The sequence below is a fragment of the Gordonia sp. Swx-4 genome, from assembly GCF_030316175.1.
Taxonomy (GTDB): domain Bacteria; phylum Actinomycetota; class Actinomycetes; order Mycobacteriales; family Mycobacteriaceae; genus Gordonia; species Gordonia alkanivorans.
On sequence record NZ_CP128197.1, the window covers coordinates 1811592 to 1833146 of the forward strand.

Here is a 21555-nt window from a genome sequence, read left to right on the forward strand (position 1 = left end):
CCCGGCCGCCATCGCAAACCCAGCCCTTATCCGTGAACCCAGCCCACTTGCCGGGGGTGGCTCTACGGAACAGGGCTGGGTTTACGCATCAGGTCTGGCAGCGCGGGCACCAGTAGATGGATCGATCGCCGCCGGTCGACGGGATCTCGCCGCGCTTGATGATCGTCGCGCAGCGGCGGCACAGCTGTCCCTTGCGGCCGTAGACCCACATCCGCCCGTTCGGTGAGGTCTGGCCGGTGGTGGTGCGAGCCGAGCCCATTCGGTTGGCCCACAACAGACGTCGGCTGAGATCGACCATCGGACCGAGATCCACCTCGCCGACCGGTCGGGTCGGGAGAACGCCACGCAGATAACAGATCTCGCTGCGGAAGACGTTGCCGACGCCGGCCATGAGGCGCTGGTCGAGGAGTGCCGCGCCGATCGTCTGGTCGGGGTCGGCGGCGAGGCGTCGGATCGCCGCCTCGCGGTCGAAGTCGTCGGCCAGCAGGTCCGGTCCCAGATACGCGAGGGCGGCGTCCGGGTCGGCGAGCAGTTCGAGCGTGCCGAGGTCGAAGCCGACGGCCTCGTGGTCGTCGGTGCGCAGCACGACGCGCGCCTGATAGGCGGGGCGACGCCACTTCTGGCCCCGGCGATGCACGTGCCAAACGCCCTCCATCTTCAGATGCGAGTGGATGCTGAGCGCGTCGCCCGCGCCGGGCTCGCTCTCGCCGACGTCGATGAGCAGATGCTTGCCCCTCGATCGGACGGAGACGACGGTCCGTCCCGACAGGTCCGACGTCGCGAGCGACGGGATGCGGAACTGCGTCGACGTGAGGGTTCGTCCCTCCAGCCCCTGACGCAGCCGCGCGGCCGCGGCGAAGACGGTGTCGCCCTCAGGCATGGGTTCCGTACCGGAGTCGGATGCCGCGCGGGGTCGTGGAGAAACCGGCCTCGACGAGCACCTTCCCGAAATCGGTGCCGCGCACCGGTTCGGAGTCGATCGCGTCGATGGTCAGCCGGGAGATCCGGCCGGCGCGGACCAGGGCCACCAGCGCGCCGGCGGCGGATTCCAGCGCCGGGATCGAATCGGTGAACGTCAGCAGCGTCTTGCCGCCACGCTCGACGAAGCACACGAGTTCGCCGTCGACGAGCACCACCAGGGCGCCGGGCTTGCGGCCCGGGCGGTGTCCCGCGTCGGCGTCGCGGGATCGTGGCCACTCCAGCGCCGCGCCGTATGGGTTGCCGGGGTCGGTGGCGGCGAGGATGGTCGCCTCGCGCGGCGGCTTGCGGTCGGGGAGAGCGTGACGCCGCAACTCGTCGACCGTGGCCGGGGAGGCGAACTGCGCGCCGCCGAGGCCGTCGACGTAGTAGCCGCGGCGGACCTGGCCGTTGTCCTCGAAAATGGTGAGCGCCTTGTACACCCGGGCGAATCCGCCGGTCACCTCCTCGGCGGTGACGCTGCCCCGCGTGATCACGCCGTAGCGCGTGAGCAGTTGGTCGCACAGTGCCTGCGTGGCGATGGTCGGGTCGATCTCGGGTCGGTCCAGGGCGAACCACCGGCCGCTCGCGGTCGGCGACACCGGCGGCCCGGAGGCGTGCTCGGTCAGGTAGCGCGCGGAGAGGCGACCGGCGCGGAGTCGTGGGGCCCTGCCGCGGGCGCGGTGGGCGGGCGCCGACCGTGGCGTCGTCGGGCTGCGCCGGGGATGCAGCAGTGCGCGGACGGGTGCGAACGTGTCATTGCTGACCTGTCCCGCCCAGACCAGGTCCCAGAGTGCGGATTCGATGTCCGCGGCCGGCGTCGTGGTGCCGGTGCTGATGTCCGCGGCGATCTGCGGGAACCGCAGTGCACCACCGGGGTGGAGTGCGGTGGTGATCGCATCGTGCAGGGCCGTGGTGTCGATGGTGTCGGCCTCGGAGATGGTGAACGCGGCCACGTCGGCGGGGTGCAGGGCCACCCAGCCGTCGGCGTTGCCGATGCGGCCGTGCCCCGACCACACGACCTCGCCGCTGCTCAGTAGCTCGTCGAGCATGGACGGGGCATAGTCCGAGACGCGCGCGGGCAATATCAGCGACTCCCAGGCCGACGCCGGCAGCGGGTAACCGGCCAGCTGGTCGATGACGGTGGCGAGGCCGTCGACCCCGCGGAGCTGCGTTCCGGGCGAACCGTGCTGCCATTCCACGAGGAAGCGGGTGAGAACCTCGGTGCCGACCGGTGCGACCTCGGCCCGGCTCGCGGCGAGCGACCCGCGCCGGATCTGACCGAGGACGTCGGTGTGGCACCACTGGGTGGTCGGTGCCGCTCCCTGGGCCGGATCGGCGGTGCCGGTCTCGGGCAGGAAATCACCTTCGACGACGCGTCGTTCCGCGGCGAGGCGGGCCAGGGTGTCGCGGACGACGGCGGTCGCGATGCCCAGGGACGCCGCCGCGTCGGTGACGGTGAAGGGCCCGTGGGTGCGGGCGTAGCGCCCGATGAGGTCGCCGACCGGGTCGGGTACCGGTTCGAGGTAGGCCGCCGGGATGCCCATCGGTGCAGGGACTCCGAGTGCGTCGCGGAGTCGTGCGGTGTCGTCGATCGACGCCCACAGCGCGCGCCGGTTGTGGTTGACCGAGATGATCTGCCCGCTGCGGTGCAGCTCGGCCAGCACCTCGGCCACCGCCGCTTCTCCCCGATATCTCGGCTCGACCTCTTCGGTGGTCAGCGGTCCGAGCCAGCGGAGGAGGTCGACGACGTCCTCGGCGTCGCGTGCCTGGCGGTCGGGTGACAGGCGTTGCAGGCGGGCGATGACCTCGGCGATGACGCCGGGATCGAGGAGCTCACGCAGGTCGACGCGGCCGAGCAGCTGCGCGAGGAGGCTGGTGTCGAGGGACAGGGCGGCGGCTCGACGTTCGGCGAGCGGCGCGTCGTCGGCGTACATGAAGGCGCCGACGTAGCCGAACAGCAGCGACGCCGCGAACGGCGACGGACTCGGGGTCTCGGTCTCCACGACGCGGATCCGGCGCGACCGGATGCGGCCGAGCAGGTCGAGCAGTGCCGGGAGGTCGTACACGTCCTGCAGGCACTCGCGAACCGCTTCGAGGACGATCGGGAAGTCCGGGAACTTGGATGCGACGGAGAGCAATTGGGCGCTGCGCTGCCGCTGCTGCCACAGCGGCGCGCGCCGGCCGGGATCGCGCCGCGGCAGGAGCAGTGCGCGCGCGGCACATTCGCGGAACCGCGAGGCGAACATCGACGAGTCGGCGAGACCGTCGGTCACGAGCTGTTCGACCTCGTCGGGATCGAGGAGGAAGACGTCGGCACCCGGGGGTGCGTCGTCGGTGTCGGGCAGACGCAGGATGATGCCGTCGTCGGAGGCGGTGGTGGCGCCCTCGATACCCAGTGTCGCGAGGAGTCGTTGGGAGATGGCGCTCGCCCACGGCGCGTGGACACGCAAGCCATAGGGGGAGTGCAGGATGACGCGCCAGTCGCCGAGTTCGTCGCGGAACCGTTCGACGACGAGCGTCCGGTCGGTGGGGAGGTGACCGGTCGCCTCGCGCTGTTCGGCGATGAGCGTGGCCAGGTTGGTGCGGGCGTTCTCGGTGAGTCCGAGCCTCTCGGCATGGGCGTCGAGTTTCCCGGGATCGGCGATGGCCCCGGTGAACGCGCCGATCGCCGCACCGAGTTCGGCGGGACGTCCGATCGCGTCGCCGATCCAGAACGGCAGCCTGCCGGGCTGCCCGAAGGCCGGCGACACCAGGACGCGGTCGTGGGTGATGTCCTCGATGCGCCAGCTCGTCGCGCCGAGGGCGAAGACGTCGCCGACCCGCGACTCGTACACCATCTCCTCGTCGAGTTCGCCCACGCGCGTGGACTTCTCGCCGACCATGAAGACGCCGAACAGTCCGCGATCGGGGATCGACCCGCCGGAGGTGACGGCGAGTCGTTGGGCGCCACGGCGGCCGGTGATCACGCCCGCGTCGCGGTCCCAGTTGACCCGCGGCCGGAGTTCGGCGAACTCGTCTGAGGGGAACCGCCCGGCGATGAGATCGAGGGTGGCGTCGAAGACCCCGCGTCCGAGGTCGCGGTAGGGAGCCGCCCGGCGAACGACCTCGTACCAGTGGTCGACCTCGAGATCGTCGACGGCGGCGGCCGCGATGGTCTGCTGCGCGAGGATGTCGAGGGGATTCTGGGGAACCTTGATCTCCTCGATCGCACCGTCGAGCATGCGCCCGACGGTGACCGTGCAGTGCAGCAGATCGGTGCGGTGTTTGGGATAGAGGATGCCCTGGCTGATCTCGCCCACCTGATGGCCGGCGCGGCCGATGCGCTGCAGGCCGCTGGCCACCGACGGCGGGGCCTCCACCTGGATCACGAGATCCACCGCACCCATGTCGATACCGAGTTCGAGCGAGCTGGTCGCCACGACGCAGGACAGGCGACCGGCCTTGAGGTCGTCCTCGATCTGCGCGCGCTGCTCCTTGCTCACCGAACCGTGGTGTGCCCGCGCGAGGACCGCCTCGGCGCCGGAACTCGCCCCGCTGCCCATCACGAACGCGGGAGCCCCGCCCGCGACCGTCGGGTTGGCGGTGGGCTCGGGCGTGACACCCTGCCGCTCGGCGTGGATCTCGTTGAGCCGCGCGGTCAGCTTCTCGGCGAGCCGACGGGAGTTCGCGAACACGATCGTCGCCCGGTTGGCCTCGATCTGGTCGACGATCGACGCCTCCACGTACGGCCACAGCGAACCGGCCGTGGGGGAGAATGCGTCGTCGAGCTCGGCCGGGTCGGCGCCGTCCGGGCCGGGTGCCGGCGGGATGTTCGCCATGTCCTCGACCGGCACGTCGACGCGGAGATCGAAGGTCTTGTCGGCCTTGGGCTTGACGACCTGGCAGGGCGCCGAGCCGGACAGGTACCCGGCGACGACCTCGGGAGGCCGCACGGTCGCCGACAGGCCTATCCGTTGGGCGGGCTTCTCGAGCAGCTCGTCGAGGCGCTCGAGGGTCAGGGCCAGATGTGTGCCGCGTTTGGTGGCGGCGACCGCATGGACCTCGTCGACGATGATCGCCTCGACATTCGTGAGGCTCTCCCGGGCCGCGGAGGTCAGCATCAGGTAGAGCGACTCGGGCGTGGTGATCAGGATGTCGGGCGGGGTCTTCACCAGAGCGCGGCGGTCAGCGGCCGAGGTGTCGCCGGACCGGACACCGACCGTTATGTTCGGTTCGGGCAGGTCCAATTCCTGCGCCGCACGGGTGATCCCGGTGAGGGGCGCGCGTAGATTGCGCTCCACGTCGACGGCGAGCGCCTTCAGCGGCGAGATGTAGACGACCTTCGTGCCCGGACGGCGGGTGGCGGCGTCGGCGGCCAGCCGGTCGAGCGCCCAGAGGAATGCCGCGAGCGTCTTGCCGGACCCGGTCGGGGCGATGACCAGGGTGTTCGCGCCGTCGGCGATCGAGGTCCAGGCGCCTTTCTGGGCCGCGGTCGGCTTGGTGAACGCTCCGGTGAACCATCGCCGGGTGGGGGCGGTGAAGCGATCGAGAACCGAGGGGCGGGGCATCTCTCCACTATGTCTCACATGTGCGACAGGTCTGGGTATACAGTCGATACACGCCTGTACGGGGAATCCGGTGAGAATCCGGAGCGGTCGCGCCACTGTGAACGACAACGCCGGACGCGGTCGAGGATTTCGACGGCGCCTGGGGAAGACGTGAGTCAGGATGCCGTGCCGGCGCCAAAAGATCCGACACACTCACCGACGCGAGATCGGCGAAAGGACAATCCCATGACGTCTCCCCGTACGGCCGAAGCAGTCAAGTCACCCACCCGTGCGATTTCGGTACCGAACCTGTCGGTCGCGAGCGCAGCGCTCTGGCTGAGCCTCACGGTCCTCCTGGCCGGGCTCGCCTACTACTTCCTCGGCTACGACCAAGGTGTCGTGTCGGTCTTCGGGGAGAACACCTATGTGCACGAGTTCGTGCACGACTCCCGCCACTTCCTCGGCTTTCCCTGCCACTGAGCGTTCACCGCACTGCGTCGGCCTGACTCTCACAACGTAGGGACAAGTTCACATGGAGAAGAAACTCATCGGCGCAGGTCTGCTCTCGGGCCTGATCGCCGGCATCATCTCGTTCGTCTTCGCACGGTTCTACCTCGAACCCGTGGTGTCGAAGGCCGTCGACTACGAGGGTGAACGCTCGGAAGCCGAAGAGGCGCTGGCACATACGGTCGGCGGCCATTCGCACGGCGACGGCGGCGAGGTCTTCACCCGCGCCATGCAGGAGAATCTGGGCGCCGGCGTCGGAAACCTGGTGTTCGCCCTGTGCATGGGCGCGTTCTTCGGGGTCGCCTTCACCGTGCTGTGGAGTTACCTCGGCAACCGGTATCCGGCCACCGATGCCCGCGCGGTCGCCGGGGCGCTCGGCGCGATCGGTTTCGTCGCCGTCTTCGGTGTTCCGTTCTTCGCCTACCCGGCCAACCCGCCTGCGGTCGGGGACGACGACACGATCGGGGAACGGACGGGTGCATTCCTGACCGTCACGATCGCGTCGGTCGTGCTGATGATCGTGGCCGTCGCACTCGCGCTGTGGTTGCGGCCGAGGATCGGCGGACTGGTGTCGGCCGTCGTGGGCGGTGCCGCGTACGTGATCGCGGTCGGCGTCACCATCGCGCTGCTGCCGTCGTTCGACGAGGTGCCCGAGCCGGTGCGCACCGACGCCGGCCAGATCGTGTTCCCCGGCTTCCCGGCGGACGTCGTCGCCGACTTCCGCGTGTACACGATCACCAACCAGGTGATCCTCTGGACGGTGCTGACGGTGACCTTCGCGCTGATCCTCGGCGCGATGGCGCGGTCGAAGAGCTCCAGCACGTCGCCGACGGTCGACGCCGTGCAGAGCTGACCGCGCACTGCCATTCCTGTGCAGATCATCACCGCCGGGCGCACCGGTCCCAATCGATCGGTGCGCTTCGGCGGTGACGCGTCGCTGGACGACCGCGGCCGCCGTGACGTCGAAGCGCTCGCCGCGTCCCTCGTCGGGCCGGTGTCCTTCTGCGGGCCCGAGCCCGCGACACTCGAGAGCGCCCGGCTCCTGGGTGGTCGGGTCGAGGTCGACGACGCGCTTCGCACGCTCGATGTCGGGAACTGGGCGGGATCGGCGCCCGAGGACATCGATCCACGCGAGCTCGCGGCCTTCTTCACCGATCCGGCGGCCCGGCCCCATGGCGGCGAGAGTGTCGAGGCGTTCGTGCGACGGGTGCACGACTGGCGCGACCGCACGATCACCGTCGGGGCGTCGATCGTCGTGGCCATGCCCGTCGCGCAGGCACTTCTGTGCGACGACGCCACGGGATACTTCCGGTGCGAGGTCCGGCCGGCGGCCTGCTACCACTGGCCGCCCCTGAGAATTCGCCCTGAAGAAACAGAATCGGGCGGACGTACCTAGACATCGTGAGTGACTCCTGACACAGTTGAGTCGGCAAAACTGAAACGTGTTCGCCCCCGGCGGGCACTGTCTGGGGAGAGTGACGATGTTCGAGTGGTCCGATGAAGATCTGATGGTGCGGGATGCGCTGCGCGCGTTCATCGACAAGGAGATCCGGCCACATCTCGACGAGCTCGAGTCCGGCGTGCTGCCTCCGTACGACATCACCCGCAAGCTGCTGTCGACCTTCGGGGTCGACGCGATGGCCAAGGACGCGCTGGAAAAGGAACTCGAGGCAGAGGCCAACGGGGAGAAGAAGAAATCGTCCGGCGAGGGTGGTGGCATGGGCGGTTCGATGTTCATGATGGTCAACATCGAGCTTGCCGGTGTGTGCCTGGGCCTCGTCGCCTCGCTCGGTGTGAGCATGGGCCTGACCGCCTCGACGATCCGGGGCAAGGGCACGCTCGCCCAGAAGAAGCGCTGGCTGCCCGAGCTGGTCACCATGGAGAAGGTCGGCGCCTGGGCGATCACCGAACCCGATTCGGGCTCCGACGCTCTCGGCGGCATGAAGACCACCGTCCGCCGCGACGGTGACGACTACATCCTGAACGGCCAGAAGACGTTCATCACCAACGGCCCGTACGCCGACACCATCGTCGTGTTCGCGAAGCTCGACGACGGCAGCGGCACCCCCATGCGTGACCGCAAGGTGCTGTCCTTCGTCCTCGACAAGGGGATGCCGGGCCTGACGCAGGGCAAGCCGTTCAAGAAGATGGGCATGATGAGCTCGCCGACCGGTGAGCTGTTCTTCGACAACGTCCGGGTCGGCAAGGACCGTCTGCTCGGCGAGACCGAGGACACCGGTGAGGATTCGCGCGGCTCCGAAGGCGCCAAGGCTGGGTTCACCGCCGAACGCGTCGGCATCGCCGCGCTCTCGCTGGGCATCATCAACGAGGCACAACGACTGTCGATCGACTACGCCAAGACGCGCAAGCTGTGGGGTCAGGAGATCGCCCAGTTCCAGCTCATCCAGCTCAAGCTCGCCGAGATGGAGATCGCCCGGATCAACGTGCAGAACATGCTCTTCAGCGCGATCGAGCGCGGCAAGGCGGGTAAGCCGCTGAGCCTGTCGGAGGCGTCGGCGATGAAGCTCTACTCGTCGAAGGCCGCCACCGATGTCGCGATGGAGGCCGTCCAGCTCTTCGGCGGCAACGGCTACATGGCCGAGTACCGCGTCGAGCAGCTCGCGCGAGATGCCAAGTCGCTCATGATCTACGCCGGCAGCAACGAGATCCAGGTGACCCACGTCGCCAAGGGGCTGCTGCGCGGCTGATGCACCGGGAGAGGTGACGGCCCCGGCAGCTCTGCCGGGGCCGTTTTTTCACGGCCCGATTGCGGACCGGCGCAATTCTGGGCCCGGTTCGGCGCATTCGGATGTGACCGTGCGCCCGGCGGTCGACAATGCGACGTGACTCGCCCAGTCCTTCGAGGAAAGAGGTGGCGATGTCAGCAGGTGGGTACCGCGCGTATCCGGTGGCGACGAAGCTCGTTTCCGGTCGCATTCGTCAAATCGGGCAAATCGTAGGTTTCCGGTATTTCTCTTCGTGTCTGGAGTTCGGGACCTCGCTGTGCTGCCCATGCCGTTCCGCGATGGTGAGGTGAACGATGGGTGGGAAGAAGCACCGGGAGATGTCTCCCGAACTGTCAGCGACCGGAGAGCTGGTCGGTGGTCGACCGGACGGGTCCGCCGGTCCGATGTCGGACAAGGCATACCGGAAGGCGCTCAAACCCCTGCATGCCGAACTGGTGGCGATGCAGGAATGGGTCAGGTCGTCGGGGGCCAAGGTGTGCGTGGTCTTCGAGGGTCGGGACACGGCGGGCAAGGGGGGTGTCATCAAGGCGATCACGGCGCGGGTGAGCCCGCGAGTGTTCCGCACCGTCGCGCTGCCCGTCCCGTCCGAACGTGAGAAGTCGCAGCTGTATCTCCAGCGGTATGTACCGCACCTTCCGGCAGCGGGTGAGGTCGTCATCTTCGACCGGAGTTGGTACAACCGTGCCGGGATCGAGCGTGTGCTCGGATTCTGTACGGAGGAACAGGTCCACCAGTTCCTGGAATACACCCCGAGTGTCGAGCGGGCGATGGTCGAGTCGGGGATCATCCTCCTGAAGTACTGGCTCGAGGTCAGCCAGGAGCAGCAGAACCAGCGCCTGCAGAGTCGCATCGACGATCCGCGCAAGACCTGGAAGCTGTCGAAGACCGATCTCGAATCCTACAGCCGTTGGTACGACTTCTCCCGGGCTCGCGACGAGATGTTCCGCTACACCGACACCGGTTGGGCACCTTGGTATGTCACCTCCAACGACGACAAAAAGCGCGGTCGGCTCAACGTGATCAGCCATCTCCTCGGTCAGGTGCCCTACGACCCGTTGGAACGTCCGGAGGTCACGTTGCCGAAGCGGCAGAAGGCGCACGGCTACCGACAGCCGGACCAGGCGCTGCACTGGATTCCCACTCCCTACTAGGAGCGGTGACATGACCGGTGATCAGTGCGTCGCCGTCGCACCGCGGCGGGCACGCGCATGAGCGGCGTCGCCGCGTTGTGGCGCCTTCCAGGGCTCGCGACGGCCCGGAGCTACAAACGCGAGTGGCTTCGTACAGACGTCACCGCCGGGCTGGTGCTGACCGCGCTCCTGATCCCTGCCGGGATGGGTTACGCCGAAGCCGCCGGGCTGCCCGCGTATGCGGGGCTGTGGGCGACGATCGTGCCGCTGACGGCTTACGCCGTGGTCGGACCGTCGAAGATCCTTGTGCTCGGCCCGGATTCGTCGCTCGCGCCGCTGATCGCCGCAGCGGTGCTGCCGCTGGCCGCCGTCGGTGACCCGGAGGACGCTCTGGCACTCGCCGGGATCCTCGCCGTACTGGTCGGGGCGATTCTCGTCCTGGGTGGATTCCTCCGGCTCGGCTTCGTCACCGAACTCCTCTCCAAGCCGCTGAGACTCGGGTACCTCAACGCGATCGCGCTCATCGTCGTCATCGGACAGCTGCCCAAGCTGTTGGGCTTCTCGGTCGACGCCTCGGGTCTGTTCGAGGAGGTCGGCGAGATCGTCACCTCGGTGCTGGACGGAAAGACCGACACGGTTGCCGCCGCGATGGGATTCGCCGGTCTCGTCGTGATCGTCGCGTTCCGGCGGTGGCTCGCACGGGTACCGGGTGTCCTCGTCGCCGTGGTCGGTTCGATCGTGGTGACGGCCGTGCTCGGGCTCGACGACGACATCGGCATGGTCGGCGCCCTGCCGGCAGGTCTGCCCCTTCCGCAGTACGGCGGGACCGATTGGAATGACGTGCTCTCGCTTCTCGGGCCGGCCGCGGGAATCGCGCTCATCGCCTTCGCCGACTCCGGCGTGCTCTCACGGACATTCGCCGCCCGGCGCGGTGAGGATGTCGACGGGAGTACGGAGATGAAGGCGATCGGCACGGCCAACATCGCCTCCGGCCTGTTCGGCGGATTCCCCATCTCCGCCAGCGGTTCACGTACGCCGGTCGCCGAACAGGCCGGCGCACGCACGCAACTCGCGGGAGCGGTCGGGGCGGCCGCGGTGCTGGTCTTCGTCCTCGTGGCTCCCGGCGTCACCGCCTATCTACCCGACGCCACGCTGGCGGCGGTCGTGATCGTCGCGGCGACCGCGCTCATCGACATATCCGGCATGGTCCGGATCTGGCGGTTGAGCAAGCTCGAATTCGGTTTGGCGGCAGCCGCTTTCGTCGGCGTCGCGCTCGTGGGTGTGCTCGAGGGCATCCTGGTCGCGATCGGGTTGTCCTTCGTGGCCGTGGTGGCGAGGGCCTGGCAGCCCTATCGTACGGAGCTGGTGGAGCTGGAGGGAACGGGCTTTCTCGATGTCACCCGGCATCCGGAGGGACACCGGATTCCCGGGCTCGTGCTGGTCCGCTTTGACGCACCGCTGTTCTTCGCCAACGGCAAGATCTTCGCCGCGCACGTCCGGGATGTGGTGGCGTACAGCGAGCCACCGGTCAAGTGGGTCGTCGTCGCAGCCGAACCGATCACCGGTCTCGACACCACCGCCGTCGACGAGCTCATCGATCTCGACCGTGCACTCGAATCGTCCTCGATCCGTCTGGTGTTCGCGGAGCTGAAGGGACCGGTGAAGGACAAACTCATCCGCTTCGTCGTCGACGGCCGGTTCGACGAGGACCGGTTCTTCCCGACGGTCGAGTCGGCTGTCGAGGCATATCGGAGCGTCCAATCGCCGCCCGGGTCGGCCCCCGACTCAACCCCTGACCGCTCCGGGCCGGAGTAGATTCCACAGTCGGACCCAGTCCAGTTGCGGTGGTGCGACGCGGATCTCCGGGCGCTCGCGTGGAACACGGACCCGCAGTGCCGCGGGGGAGATGGTGCAGCGCACCGGTGTCCGGAGTCGCACCGACTCGCCGTCGATGCCGACCGGGATCTCCGCGGCGTCGGCCTCGACGACGACCTCGGTCGCCGTCCGCTGTACGAGTCCCTGTCCGTGGCCGCGTCGGAGCAGCCCCACCGCCTGCCGGGTGTCGGCGACCGACACCGTCACCACACCGAGCAGGCCGGAATCGATGCGCGTGCGCCGCCCCAGGCCGGCCACGTCATTCGTGGCGTAGGGGCCGTTGCTCACCAGGATCGCCTGCGGCCCGGTCACGGTGTCGTCGCCGATGCGGGCGCGCAGGCCGGTGCCGGTGACGCCGCCGAGGAGGTCCGGCAGCATCCGCAGGACCGTCCGGGTCTTGTCGTCCCGGTACTGCGGACTCTGCACGACCTCTGCGTAGACGCCGAACGACGCGTTGTTGACGAATGGATGCCCGTTGATCCAGCCGAGGTCGACATGCACCTCGACCCCGTCGTGGAGGGCGTCCAGGCAGCGTGCGGGGTCCTTCCGGTCCAGCCCGAGGTCGAGGGCGAAGTGGTTACGTGTGCCGGCGCTGATCACGAGGAACGGCACGTGGTACTCCGCTGCGACAGCCGCGACCAGCGCCTGCGTGCCGTCGCCGCCCGCCACGCCCAACAGGTCGGCTCCCCGGCGGACCGCGTCCCCCGCCAACTCCGTGACGTCGAGATGCTCGGGCCCGCTCAGCAGTGCGACCTCGGCGCCGAGTGCCTCGGCACGGCGTGGCAGGTCGAAGCGGACGACCTTACCGCCACCCGAGCGCGGATTCATCACCAGGAAGGGATGGAGCACCGGCGGGGCCGGATGCTCCGGCATGAGCGACTGGGCCGGAGTCGGTCGCAACGCTCGCCGCGCGCAGGCGATCGCGACGACGACGAGCGCCGCGGACACGATCACGACCCAGAGCTGACCTTCGCGGATCAGGTAGATCGCCACGAACGGGAGTGGCAGGACGACGACGACAGCGGCCAGTGCACGGACCGCGCCGCGGCTGATCAGGAACCAGTAGGCCGCTACGACGATGACGACCGTGCAGATCACGCAGACCAGCAGAAGCGTGAGGAGTGCCCGCAGTCCCGATACCGCGATCGGCAGGAGGATCGCGACGATCACGGCCGCGAGTGCGGCGCGGGCCCACCATCGTCGGGACACGGGACGCTCGTCGACGGCCGCCGCCGTTTCCACGTTCATGACGCCGCAGCCTCGGTCATGTCGCCGCGTCGTCCGGGCCCGCCCGGGCCGGGCGGATCACGATCTCCACGACGAGCAGTGCGATCAGCCCACACATGACGATGAGCAACACCACCAGTCCGGTGGGATAGTTCCAGAACATCAGCAGCAGTACGCCGACGCCGATGATCGCGGCCCGTAACGCGATTCGAGCACGATAGGCGGTCGTCTCGAAGGCATTCGGAGGTCGTGATTTCCGAAGGTTCTGGAGTTTGTCGAGTCCGCCGGAGAATCCGTGCCGGACCGCGACCGCCGATGCGGAGCCACCGATCAGGAAGGCGCCGATCGCCACCACGAGGCCCAGCACGGCCACGGCGCGCAGCGCGAGGCGGAGGGGGCCGGTGACCGTGTCGGCGATGGCGGCTGCAGCGTCGGGGGAGAGGATGTCGGGCGGGATGTTGTCGAGATAGAGTGCGCGCGCGACGATCAGCGCGATGGCCAGGGTCAGCATGGCGAGAACCAGCGAGAGGCCGACCACGGACAGCGAGCGTAGGCGCCGACCCCGCGGAGCCACCGCGACGGCCCCGAGCGCGCAGGCGATCGTCAGCCACGGCAGCACGTCGGCGGCGGTGTCGAGCGCGGACACCGCGCGTTGCGCCCGAACCAGTTCGGGTGACCGGAACAGGACGAATTCCTTGTCGACCGCCGGGATCTTCTCGGCAAAGGTGAATCCGCGGTCCAGAAGACGCTGCTTGACGTTGTCGATCACGGTGCCCAGAGAGATGCTCACCGTTCCCGACTCGTCGACGGAGACCGAGGACGGCCCCACCTCACCGGTCACCACGGAGACCAGGGCGGTGTGGCCCCGGCGGTTCGCCTCCACCCACAGGGTCTCGAACTGGTCGCTCTCGACCAGGGACGCCACCGTCTGCTGCACGAAGGTGCGGGCCTGAGCGGCGAGAACGGGCGCCAATCCGTCGATGGCACGGTCCACGCGGGGGGCGGTCTCCGTGGCCGGTACCGCATCGGTCAGTGCGTTGAGCGCGGACGCGGTCAGCGCCTCGACGTCGATGCGGGTGAAGATTTCGTCGGTGACGGTGTTGGTGATCTCCTGCTGCAGCGCCGGATCCGAGGCCAGCGGTGCGACTGTCGTCACGTATCGGTCGGTGTCGAGGATCTCGCCGCGGACGAATCGGGACGTCACCGAGAGGATGGCCAGCAGGGCGACCAGGACACACAAGATTCCCACCGCGACCCAGCGCCAGGTCGTGCGCCGTTTGGTGGTCTCCGGCGGTGCGGTCCCACCGGTGTCGGCACTCGCGCGCAGTGTCGCGACCTCGGCGCGCAACTGCTCGAGTTCGGCACGTTCCGACGCGCTGATCGAGCCGGTACTCCCGGGGGGATCTTGATCGGGCCCAGGGTTCTCCGTGTTCATGGGCCGGCGCCGGTCGGCGTCAGTACTCGGCCCGGGGGTTCCAGGTCGATACGGCCCAGATGACGACCACGTCGAGCGCGATGATCAGGATCGACCACCACGGGTAGTACGGCAGCCACAGGAAGTTGGCGATGATGGACAGGCCGGCGATGACGATGGCGGTGAACCGGGCCCAACCCGCCCCGCTGACGAGTCCGGCACCGACGATGATCGCGATGGCTCCGAGCACGATGTGAATCCAGCCCCACGTCGTGAAGTCGAACTTGTAGACGTATTCGACCCCGCGGACGAAGACCTCGTCTTCGGCTACCGCGGCGATTCCCTGGGCGAGTTGGACGACTCCGACGACGATCAGGATGATCGCCGCGCCGATGGACGTCCCGGCGGCGATTCCCTGCTTGGCAGACAGGGTTCCGCGCTCTTCTCCGGGTGCAGTATGTGTCATGACGCCCTCCTCTGGACAGTGGATAGTGAGGAGTGTGCGACTCTGACAGGTGAATTCGCAGGATTTCCGGCGAACTGTTCGATATCTGGTCCCGAATTGCGCGCTGAAACGAAATAGGTTGGGCGCCAGATTGTTAGGGATGAAAACAATTGTTTACCGACTGTTTGTCGAATGTTTGGCACGCCTTTACGTCGCTTTCCTTCTCGACGACTTCAGGGTGCGTGAGCCGCCAGATCCGGTCTCGTGACATCGGCGTCTCATAGGGGCGGACGTCGACGGCGCGCCGGATGGCATTGGCGAGCGCGGGAGCAACAGGATTGAAGGGTGACTCCGACATCGACTTCGCGCCGAAAGGGCCGAGTTGATCGGCGGTTTCGGCGAAGTAGACCTCGGTGAACGGGATGTCCGCCATCTGGGGGACACGATAGGTGCGGAACACCTTGGTCACCGGTGATCCGTTGTCGAGCATGATCTCCTCGAAGAGGGCCGCGCCGATGCCTTGCGCCACACCGCCTTCCACCTGTCCCCGGCACTGCTCGGGATTCATCACGGTGCCGGCGTCGGACGCGTGGACGGACTGCAGGATCGCGACGGCGCCGGTCTCGGTGTCGACGGCGACCCGGAAGGCCTGCACGTCGAAGGCGATGGAACGCATCTCGCCCCGTTCCTCGCCGGTCGCCACGGCCCGCGGGCCGTCCGGGAACAGCGCGCGGTGACTGTCGTCGACCGCGTCGATCAGGTGGCGAAAACCGACCAGCCGGTCGCCGGCGACGGCTCCGTCCGGGCCCAATTCGACCTGGTCGGGATCAGCGCCGGTAAGGCGGCTCGCGGCCTCGACGAGAATGCTGCGGAGCGCGAGACCCGCGCTGTACACGGCCTTTCCGGCGACGGTGGTGCCCGCGGAGGCGAATGCGCCGGTGTCATGTGGCACGGCGTCGGTGTCCCCGTGCCACAACGTGACCCGCTCCGGCTCGGTAGACAGTGCGCTCGCGACGATCTGCGTGTGGACCGTCGTGGTGCCGTTGCCGAACTCGCAGGTGCCCACGCCGACGTGATAGGTGCCGGCGGAGTCGACGGCCACCGTGACGTCGGCGAAATGGCCGCGCGGGGCCATCGTGGCGATCGCGGAGATCGCCATTCCCTCACCGACCCGCCATCGCGGGGCGGGCGGGAGGACGGCGCCGTTGCCCCGGCGCATCGCGGACTCGGCGAGGTCGAGGCACTGGTCGAGACCATAACTGCCGTACACCAGGTCGATCTCGGGGTCGGGGCGTGCGATGAGGAGCGGATCGCCGTCGGCGACGGCATTGCGTCGCCGGAGTTCGAAGGGGTCGATACCGAGACGGACCGCGAGCTCGTCCATCGCGGATTCGACCGCGAAGATCACCTGTCCGAGGCCATAACCTCGGAAGGCGCCCGACGGCGGGTTGTTGGTGTAGACGACCTCGGCGTCGATCCTCTTCACCGGGCAGTTGTACACCGAGACAGACTCGGCGCAGGCATGGAACATCACGCCGATCGCGTGGTTGCCGTACGCGCCGGTATCCGAGAGAACGTCGACCCGGAGGGCGGTGAGCAGACCGTCGTCGTCGGCGCCGAGATCCACGGTCACCCGCATCGGGTGGCGGTAGGTTGTCCGCGTCATCTCGTCGGTGCGGGTCATCTCGTAGACGCAGGGGCGACCGGTACGCAGGGTGGCGACGGCGGCGAGATCCTCGGTCAGCATCTCCTGTTTGCCGCCGAAACCGCCGCCGACGCGGCCGCTGAACACCCGGACCTTCTCAGGCGGCAGCTCGAGAAGCCGGGCGAGTTCGTCGCGCACCAGGAAGGGGACCTGCGTGCTCGTGCGGACGACCAGACGTCCGGTGGCATCGGTCCAGGCGATCGAACCGTGGGTTTCCAACTGTGCGTGGGTGACCCGTCCGGTGCGCCACGTTCCGTGCACGGTCGTCGGCGCCGCGGCGAGCGCCTCGTCGACGTCGCCGCCGAAGCCCTCGTGGAAGGCGGCGACGAGGTTGCGTTCGGTATCCATCACCCGGTCTTCGGCGGTGCGGTCGGGGTGGATGACCGAAGCCCCGGGAGCGCGTGCCTCCTCGGGGTCGAAGACCGCGGGCAGTTCCTCGTAGTCGACGCGGATCAGCGCGGCGGCCTGTTCCGCGATTCCCGGTGTCGCCGCGACGACGGCCGCGACGCGCTGCCCGACGAAACGCACGATGCGATCGAAGACGAGGGTGTCGTCCGGGTCTTCGAGCCGGTTCTGGTGGCGCCCCGTGGAAAACCTTGGTGTCGAGACGTTCTCGTGGGTCAGGATCACCTCCACGCCGGGGAGGGCCGAGGCGTCGGTCGTGTCGATGGAGACGATACGGGCGTGGGGGTGCGGCGACCCGAGCACGTGGATGTGCAGCGCGCCGTCGACCGGGACGTCGAAGGTGTAGGCCTCGGTGCCGGTCACGACGCGCCGCGCCGCGGGCGGGTTCACCGAGTCGCCCACACCGGTGGCTTCACCGGTGCTCCCGCCCGGCCGGGTCCGGCCGGGCGCCACGGCGTTGCCGATCGCGTCCCTGATCGAGCGGTATCCGGTGCAGCGGCAGATGTTCCCCTTCATCCGCCGTGGCAGGTCGGCGAGGTCGTCCGGGGTGAGGGTCGAGGCGGTGACGATCATGCCCGCGGTGCAGAAACCGCACTGGAAGCCGAAACTGTCGACGAAGGACTGCTGTACCGGGTGCAGGTCGTCGGGTGTACCGAGGCCGGCGACCGTGGTCACCGACTTCCCGGCGACGCGCTGCGCCGGAAAGATGCAGGAGTGCACGGGTTGTCCGTCGACGAGGACCGAACACGCGCCGCAATCGCCTGCGTCGCACCCCTTCTTCACCTCGAAGTGCGCGTGCTGGCGGAGCAGCATCCGGAGGCATTGTCCCGCAGCGGGTTCGGCATCGATCGTCTCGCCGTTGACCTCGAACTCCATCGGTCTACCTCGTCCCTGTGAGTTCGAGGCGGATCTCCTCGGCGAGGACCGCCGACACCCCGCGGCGCCAGTCGGCCGACCCGAGCGGGTCGGTGTAGTAGCCGGGCGCGGTACTGATGTCGTGACGCAACAGGTCCGCGGCCGGCGGTCGGGGATAACGCAGCACAGTCGGCCACTCGGTGGCGGCGGTGATCCCGAAGACGGTGCTGCCGTCGGGATCGATGCGTCCGGTCACGACGGCACCGGAGCGGCCCAGGTCGGCGAGGGCGATCTTGCGGAAACCGGTGACGGCGGCGAGTGCGTGGGCGGGGAAGTCGACGGCGCGGAGAACCTCGCCGGGGCCCAGGATGTTGATGCCGTTGCCGATCACCAGGTCGGCGACGGGCAGATCCCGATCGGCGCCGTCGGGAGTCCAGATGTGCGCCGTGGCGTCGAGCGCAACGGCCAGCGACACCATCGATGCGGCCGCGAAGGACCGGCAGATGTTGCCGCCGACCGTGGCCATGTTCCAGATCTTGAACGACGCGAGAAGGGCGTTCGCGCACTGGGCGAAGAGCGGATGAGCGCGGAATCCGGGGCGTGGCTGCAGTGCGACCAGCTCCGCGATGGTGCACGTCGCGCCGACGCGGAGGCCGCCGTCGGGCAGGTCTTCGACCGGTCGCCAACCCATCTCGCTGAGGTCGACGAGGCCGGTGGTGGCCGGTTGCGGCTCGGAGAAGACCCAGGTGCCGCCGGCGACGAGCTGTTCGCCGGGTGCGGGGAACACCTCGTCGCGCGAACGCGCGAATCGGTACCGGGTGACGGCGGTGAGGTCCATCAGCGTGCCTTGTCGAGAAGGCGGCGGTGCTGTGTCGCGACGGCGGTGGTCATCTGGTCGGTGTCGATGGTGAGCAGGTCACCGTCGGCGACCGGGTCGTCGGTGTCGCGGTAGGCGACGGTGGACGGATCCCACAGTACGAGGTCGGCGAGCTTCCCGGGTTCGATCGACCCGATCTCGTCCTCGCGGCCCAACACCCGTGCGCCGCCGCGGGTCGCGAGTTCGACCGACTCCGTGTACTCGAGCGGCGCCGAACCGAAATGCTCGGCACAGTAGGTCTTCTCGTCGATCCCGGCCCAGACCGGGTCGGTGGACACCGCGACGGTGAGGACGACGGCGTACTCGATGAGTGTCGCTGGGGGCACGGCGTCACGCTACGTGGCTCGGACGACCCGCGCATCTCGATGTGCACGGCGTCGCAGAGCCGCGACCGCGATCGGCGAGGTCCGGTGTCACACCTGGGTTTCGGCGAGTCCGCGCTGGGCCGGGATGGCCAGCGCGACCACCGCGGCGATCACGCACGTGGCCAGCGCGATGCCCGCGGCCCACAGGTAGCCGTCGCCCGCCGGAACCGCGATCGTCGAACCGTCGGGGCCTGCGACGTCGATCATCGACCACGTCAGGAGCATGCCGACGACCGCCGATGCGGTCGAGGTGCCGATGATCCGCATCAAGGCGTTCACGCCGTTCGACTCGCCGGTCTGCTCGACGCTCACCGCCTGCATGACGAGAGCCGGCATCGCGGAGTAGGCGATGCCCAGGCCGGCGCCGATGCAGCAGGCGATGACCAGCATGTGAATCCAGGTCAGCGCCCAGGGGCCGGTCAGCCCGACGATGAAGACGACGTAGCCGACGCCGATGATGACGCCGCCCAGCGAGAGGGAGATCCGCGCGCCGAACATGGCGTTGATCCGTCCGCTGATGTGCGAGAACACGAACATCACCAGACCGCTCGGCGCGAGGATCAGGCTCGCATGAACCATGTCGTAACCGAAGCCGTTGGGGCTGTTGGTCGGCGCCATGAGCAACTGGATCGGGATGAGTTGCATCGCGTAGAAGGCGAAGCCGGTGGCGATCGAGGCCAGATTGGTGAGGAGAAGGGGACGCTCGCCGAGGATTCGCAGATCGATCAGTGGACTGGCACGACGGAGTTCGACGACTGCCCAGAGGCCGAGCAGCACGACGAACCCGGCGAAGCAACCGAGGGTGAGCGGGTTGCTCCAGCCCCACACCGCGCCCTTCGACAGCGGCAGCAGGAGGCAGATCAGCACGCAAGTGAGCCCGATCGCGCCGAGGAAGTCGAAGCGCCCGCCCGACGAGGGCGTGGTCGACGGGACGGTGAGAGCGACGCCCACCGCCGCGAGGGCCGAGGCCGCCGCACAGGACCAGAACAGGGCGTGCCAGCTGACATGCTGCGCGATCGCCGCGGCGAACGGCAGACCGAGTGCACCGCCGATGCCGAGGGAGGCGCTCATCGTGCCGACGGCCGAACCGAGGTAGCGCGCCGGGACGATGTCACGCATGACGCTGATCCCGAGCGCCACGATGCCGAACCCGAGGCCCTGAAGCCCGCGCCCGAGGATGAAGACCGGAAGTGACGTGGCGAGCGCGCAGGCGACGGAGCCGAGCGCGACGAACCCGAGGCTGCCGAGGATGGCGAGCCGTTTGCCGTACATGTCGCCGATACGACCGCCGATCGGGGTGGCGACGGCGCCCACCAGCAGGGTGATGGTGATGGCCCAGGTGGTGTTGGACGCGTCGGCCTTCAGCAGGGTCGGCAGCTGGGGGATCAGCGGGACGATGATCGTCTGCATCAGGGCGACGACGATGCCGGCCAGGCAGAGCACCGCGACGGCCGCACGGGGATGCGTGTGCTCGTCGGTCGCGGCCGGGGAGGTGTCGGGGTGCGGCTTCTCTTCGCCCTGCGATCCGTTGGTCGCGGTCCTGCTGGTCACTCGTTCATCCGGCCCGTCGTACTCATGTGTGGTTCACACCTCCGAACGGCCAGCGTATCCCGGCGCACTCCGAAGAGAACGTTTGCGTCCTCCCCGGGGCCGGGTGGAGCGGTCTCAGCGGGCGAGCAGATCCGCGCCGGACACCGGTTCGGGCCAGCGCGGCGTCACGCCGTCGCCGGAGGAGATGCCGCGCACCCGCCGCATCACCCACGGGCCGAGAAAGGTGCGCGCCCACTCGGCGTTCTGTCGACGCTGTTCGCGACGGGTCAGCTCGGCCGCGGCCTCGAGTTCGACGGGCGTGATGTCGTGCTCCATGCCGAGTAGGTCGAGGACCTCGGCGGCCATGCGGGTGTGGCCCAGGGGTGACATGTGCAGGCGGTCGGTGTCCCACATGCGGTAGTCGTCGTAGCCCTTGAGTCGCCAGTAGTCGAAGACGACGACGTCGTGCCGTTCGGCGACCTCGCGGAGCAGTTCGTTGTAGATGGCGATGCGGCCGCGCAGCGTGCGGAACACCGGGGCCCAGCCGGTGTCGTAGGCGGTGAAGACGACGACCGTGGCGCCGGTGGCGACCAGTTTGCCCAGCGCGGCGTCGTAGCGGGCGAGCAGCGCGTCGAGGTCGATCGACGGGCGCATGATGTCGTTGCCCCCGGCGTAGAGGGTGACGAGGTCGGGGTTCATCGCGACCGCCGCGTCGAGCTGCTCGGCGATCACGGCGTCGAGGAGACGGCCGCGGATCGCGAGGTTCGCGTAGCTGAAGTCCTCGGTCCGTGCGGCGAGCTGTTCGGCGACGCGATCGGCCCAGCCGCGCAGACCGTTGGGCCGGGTCGGGTCCGTGTCACCGACGCCCTCGGTGAACGAATCCCCGAGCGCGACGAAGCGTGTGAAGCCCACGGTGCTGACCCTCCTGGTCTGTCCTGACGAATCCGGATCGACGCTAGTTGTGGCGGGCCCGCCGGACCAAAGCCT

Annotated in this window: 15 protein-coding genes, 1 pseudogene and 1 riboswitch; of the genes and pseudogenes, 6 read left to right on the forward strand and 10 right to left on the reverse strand. The window is 68.6% G+C overall.

What is annotated here, in order from left to right:
- Positions 1-88: 88 nt before the first annotated feature.
- Entirely contained in the window at positions 89-880 is a 792-nt protein-coding gene (locus tag PWF70_RS08345; RefSeq protein WP_042376761.1) for a DNA-formamidopyrimidine glycosylase family protein, read from the reverse strand.
- Positions 873-5507: an ATP-dependent helicase gene (locus PWF70_RS08350; protein WP_042376763.1), complete on the reverse strand. Its 4635-nt coding sequence runs from the start codon at positions 5505-5507 to the stop codon at positions 873-875. Before PWF70_RS08350 ends, PWF70_RS08345 begins: the two co-directional genes overlap by 8 nt.
- Before the next feature lie 9 nt (positions 5508-5516).
- A riboswitch (cobalamin riboswitch) is annotated at positions 5517-5694 on the forward strand.
- 38 nt (positions 5695-5732) lie between these two features.
- Between PWF70_RS08350 and PWF70_RS08355 the strand changes: the two genes are divergently transcribed.
- The 6 genes from PWF70_RS08355 to PWF70_RS08380 all read left to right on the forward strand — a co-directional run bounded on the left by PWF70_RS08355 (position 5733) and on the right by PWF70_RS08380 (position 11685).
- Positions 5733-5966, forward strand: coding sequence for a CbtB domain-containing protein (locus PWF70_RS08355; protein WP_006359221.1), 234 nt, complete (start codon positions 5733-5735; stop codon positions 5964-5966).
- 52 nt (positions 5967-6018) lie between these two features.
- Positions 6019-6846, forward strand: coding sequence for a CbtA family protein (locus PWF70_RS08360; RefSeq protein ID WP_006359222.1), 828 nt, complete (start codon positions 6019-6021; stop codon positions 6844-6846).
- A gap of 18 nt (positions 6847-6864) precedes the next feature.
- Positions 6865-7389: a histidine phosphatase family protein gene (locus PWF70_RS08365; protein WP_006359223.1), complete on the forward strand. Its 525-nt coding sequence runs from the start codon at positions 6865-6867 to the stop codon at positions 7387-7389.
- A gap of 85 nt (positions 7390-7474) precedes the next feature.
- Positions 7475-8701, forward strand: a complete 1227-nt coding sequence (locus tag PWF70_RS08370; RefSeq protein WP_042376776.1) for an acyl-CoA dehydrogenase family protein — start codon at positions 7475-7477, stop codon at positions 8699-8701.
- 332 nt (positions 8702-9033) lie between these two features.
- Positions 9034-9891 carry a polyphosphate kinase 2 gene (gene ppk2, locus PWF70_RS08375; RefSeq protein WP_042377563.1) on the forward strand — a complete coding sequence of 286 codons (858 nt, stop codon included), beginning with the start codon at positions 9034-9036 and terminating at the stop codon, positions 9889-9891.
- 57 nt (positions 9892-9948) lie between these two features.
- Entirely contained in the window at positions 9949-11685 is a 1737-nt protein-coding gene (locus PWF70_RS08380) for a SulP family inorganic anion transporter (protein WP_035750654.1), read from the forward strand.
- Here PWF70_RS08380 and PWF70_RS08385 read toward each other — a convergent pair.
- The 8 genes and pseudogenes from PWF70_RS08385 to PWF70_RS08420 form a co-directional block, all read right to left on the reverse strand.
- Complete coding sequence (locus tag PWF70_RS08385; protein ID WP_006359227.1) at positions 11656-12993, reverse strand: diacylglycerol/lipid kinase family protein; 1338 nt, start codon at positions 12991-12993, stop codon at positions 11656-11658. The genes PWF70_RS08380 and PWF70_RS08385 overlap by 30 nt on opposite strands.
- Positions 12994-13009: 16 nt before the next feature.
- Positions 13010-14407: a hypothetical protein gene (locus tag PWF70_RS08390; RefSeq protein ID WP_035750656.1), complete on the reverse strand. Its 1398-nt coding sequence runs from the start codon at positions 14405-14407 to the stop codon at positions 13010-13012.
- 19 nt (positions 14408-14426) lie between these two features.
- Entirely contained in the window at positions 14427-14852 is a 426-nt protein-coding gene (locus PWF70_RS08395) for a DUF7144 family membrane protein (protein WP_006359229.1), read from the reverse strand.
- 133 nt (positions 14853-14985) lie between these two features.
- Complete coding sequence (locus PWF70_RS08400) at positions 14986-17817, reverse strand: molybdopterin-dependent oxidoreductase (RefSeq protein ID WP_035750658.1); 2832 nt, start codon at positions 17815-17817, stop codon at positions 14986-14988.
- Positions 17818-17821: 4 nt separating this feature from the next.
- Positions 17822-18634 carry an FAD binding domain-containing protein gene (locus PWF70_RS08405; RefSeq protein ID WP_035750662.1) on the reverse strand — a complete coding sequence of 271 codons (813 nt, stop codon included), beginning with the start codon at positions 18632-18634 and terminating at the stop codon, positions 17822-17824.
- Positions 18634-18891 (reverse strand): annotated as a pseudogene (locus tag PWF70_RS08410) (amidohydrolase family protein); the annotation flags it as partial. The pseudogene PWF70_RS08410 and the gene PWF70_RS08405, both read right to left, overlap by 1 nt.
- Positions 18892-19086: 195 nt before the next feature.
- Positions 19087-20589: an MFS transporter gene (locus PWF70_RS08415; RefSeq protein ID WP_035750668.1), complete on the reverse strand. Its 1503-nt coding sequence runs from the start codon at positions 20587-20589 to the stop codon at positions 19087-19089.
- A 114-nt stretch (positions 20590-20703) separates the two neighbouring features.
- Positions 20704-21480: an SGNH/GDSL hydrolase family protein gene (locus PWF70_RS08420; protein WP_035750670.1), complete on the reverse strand. Its 777-nt coding sequence runs from the start codon at positions 21478-21480 to the stop codon at positions 20704-20706.
- Between the last annotated feature and the right edge of the window lie 75 nt (positions 21481-21555).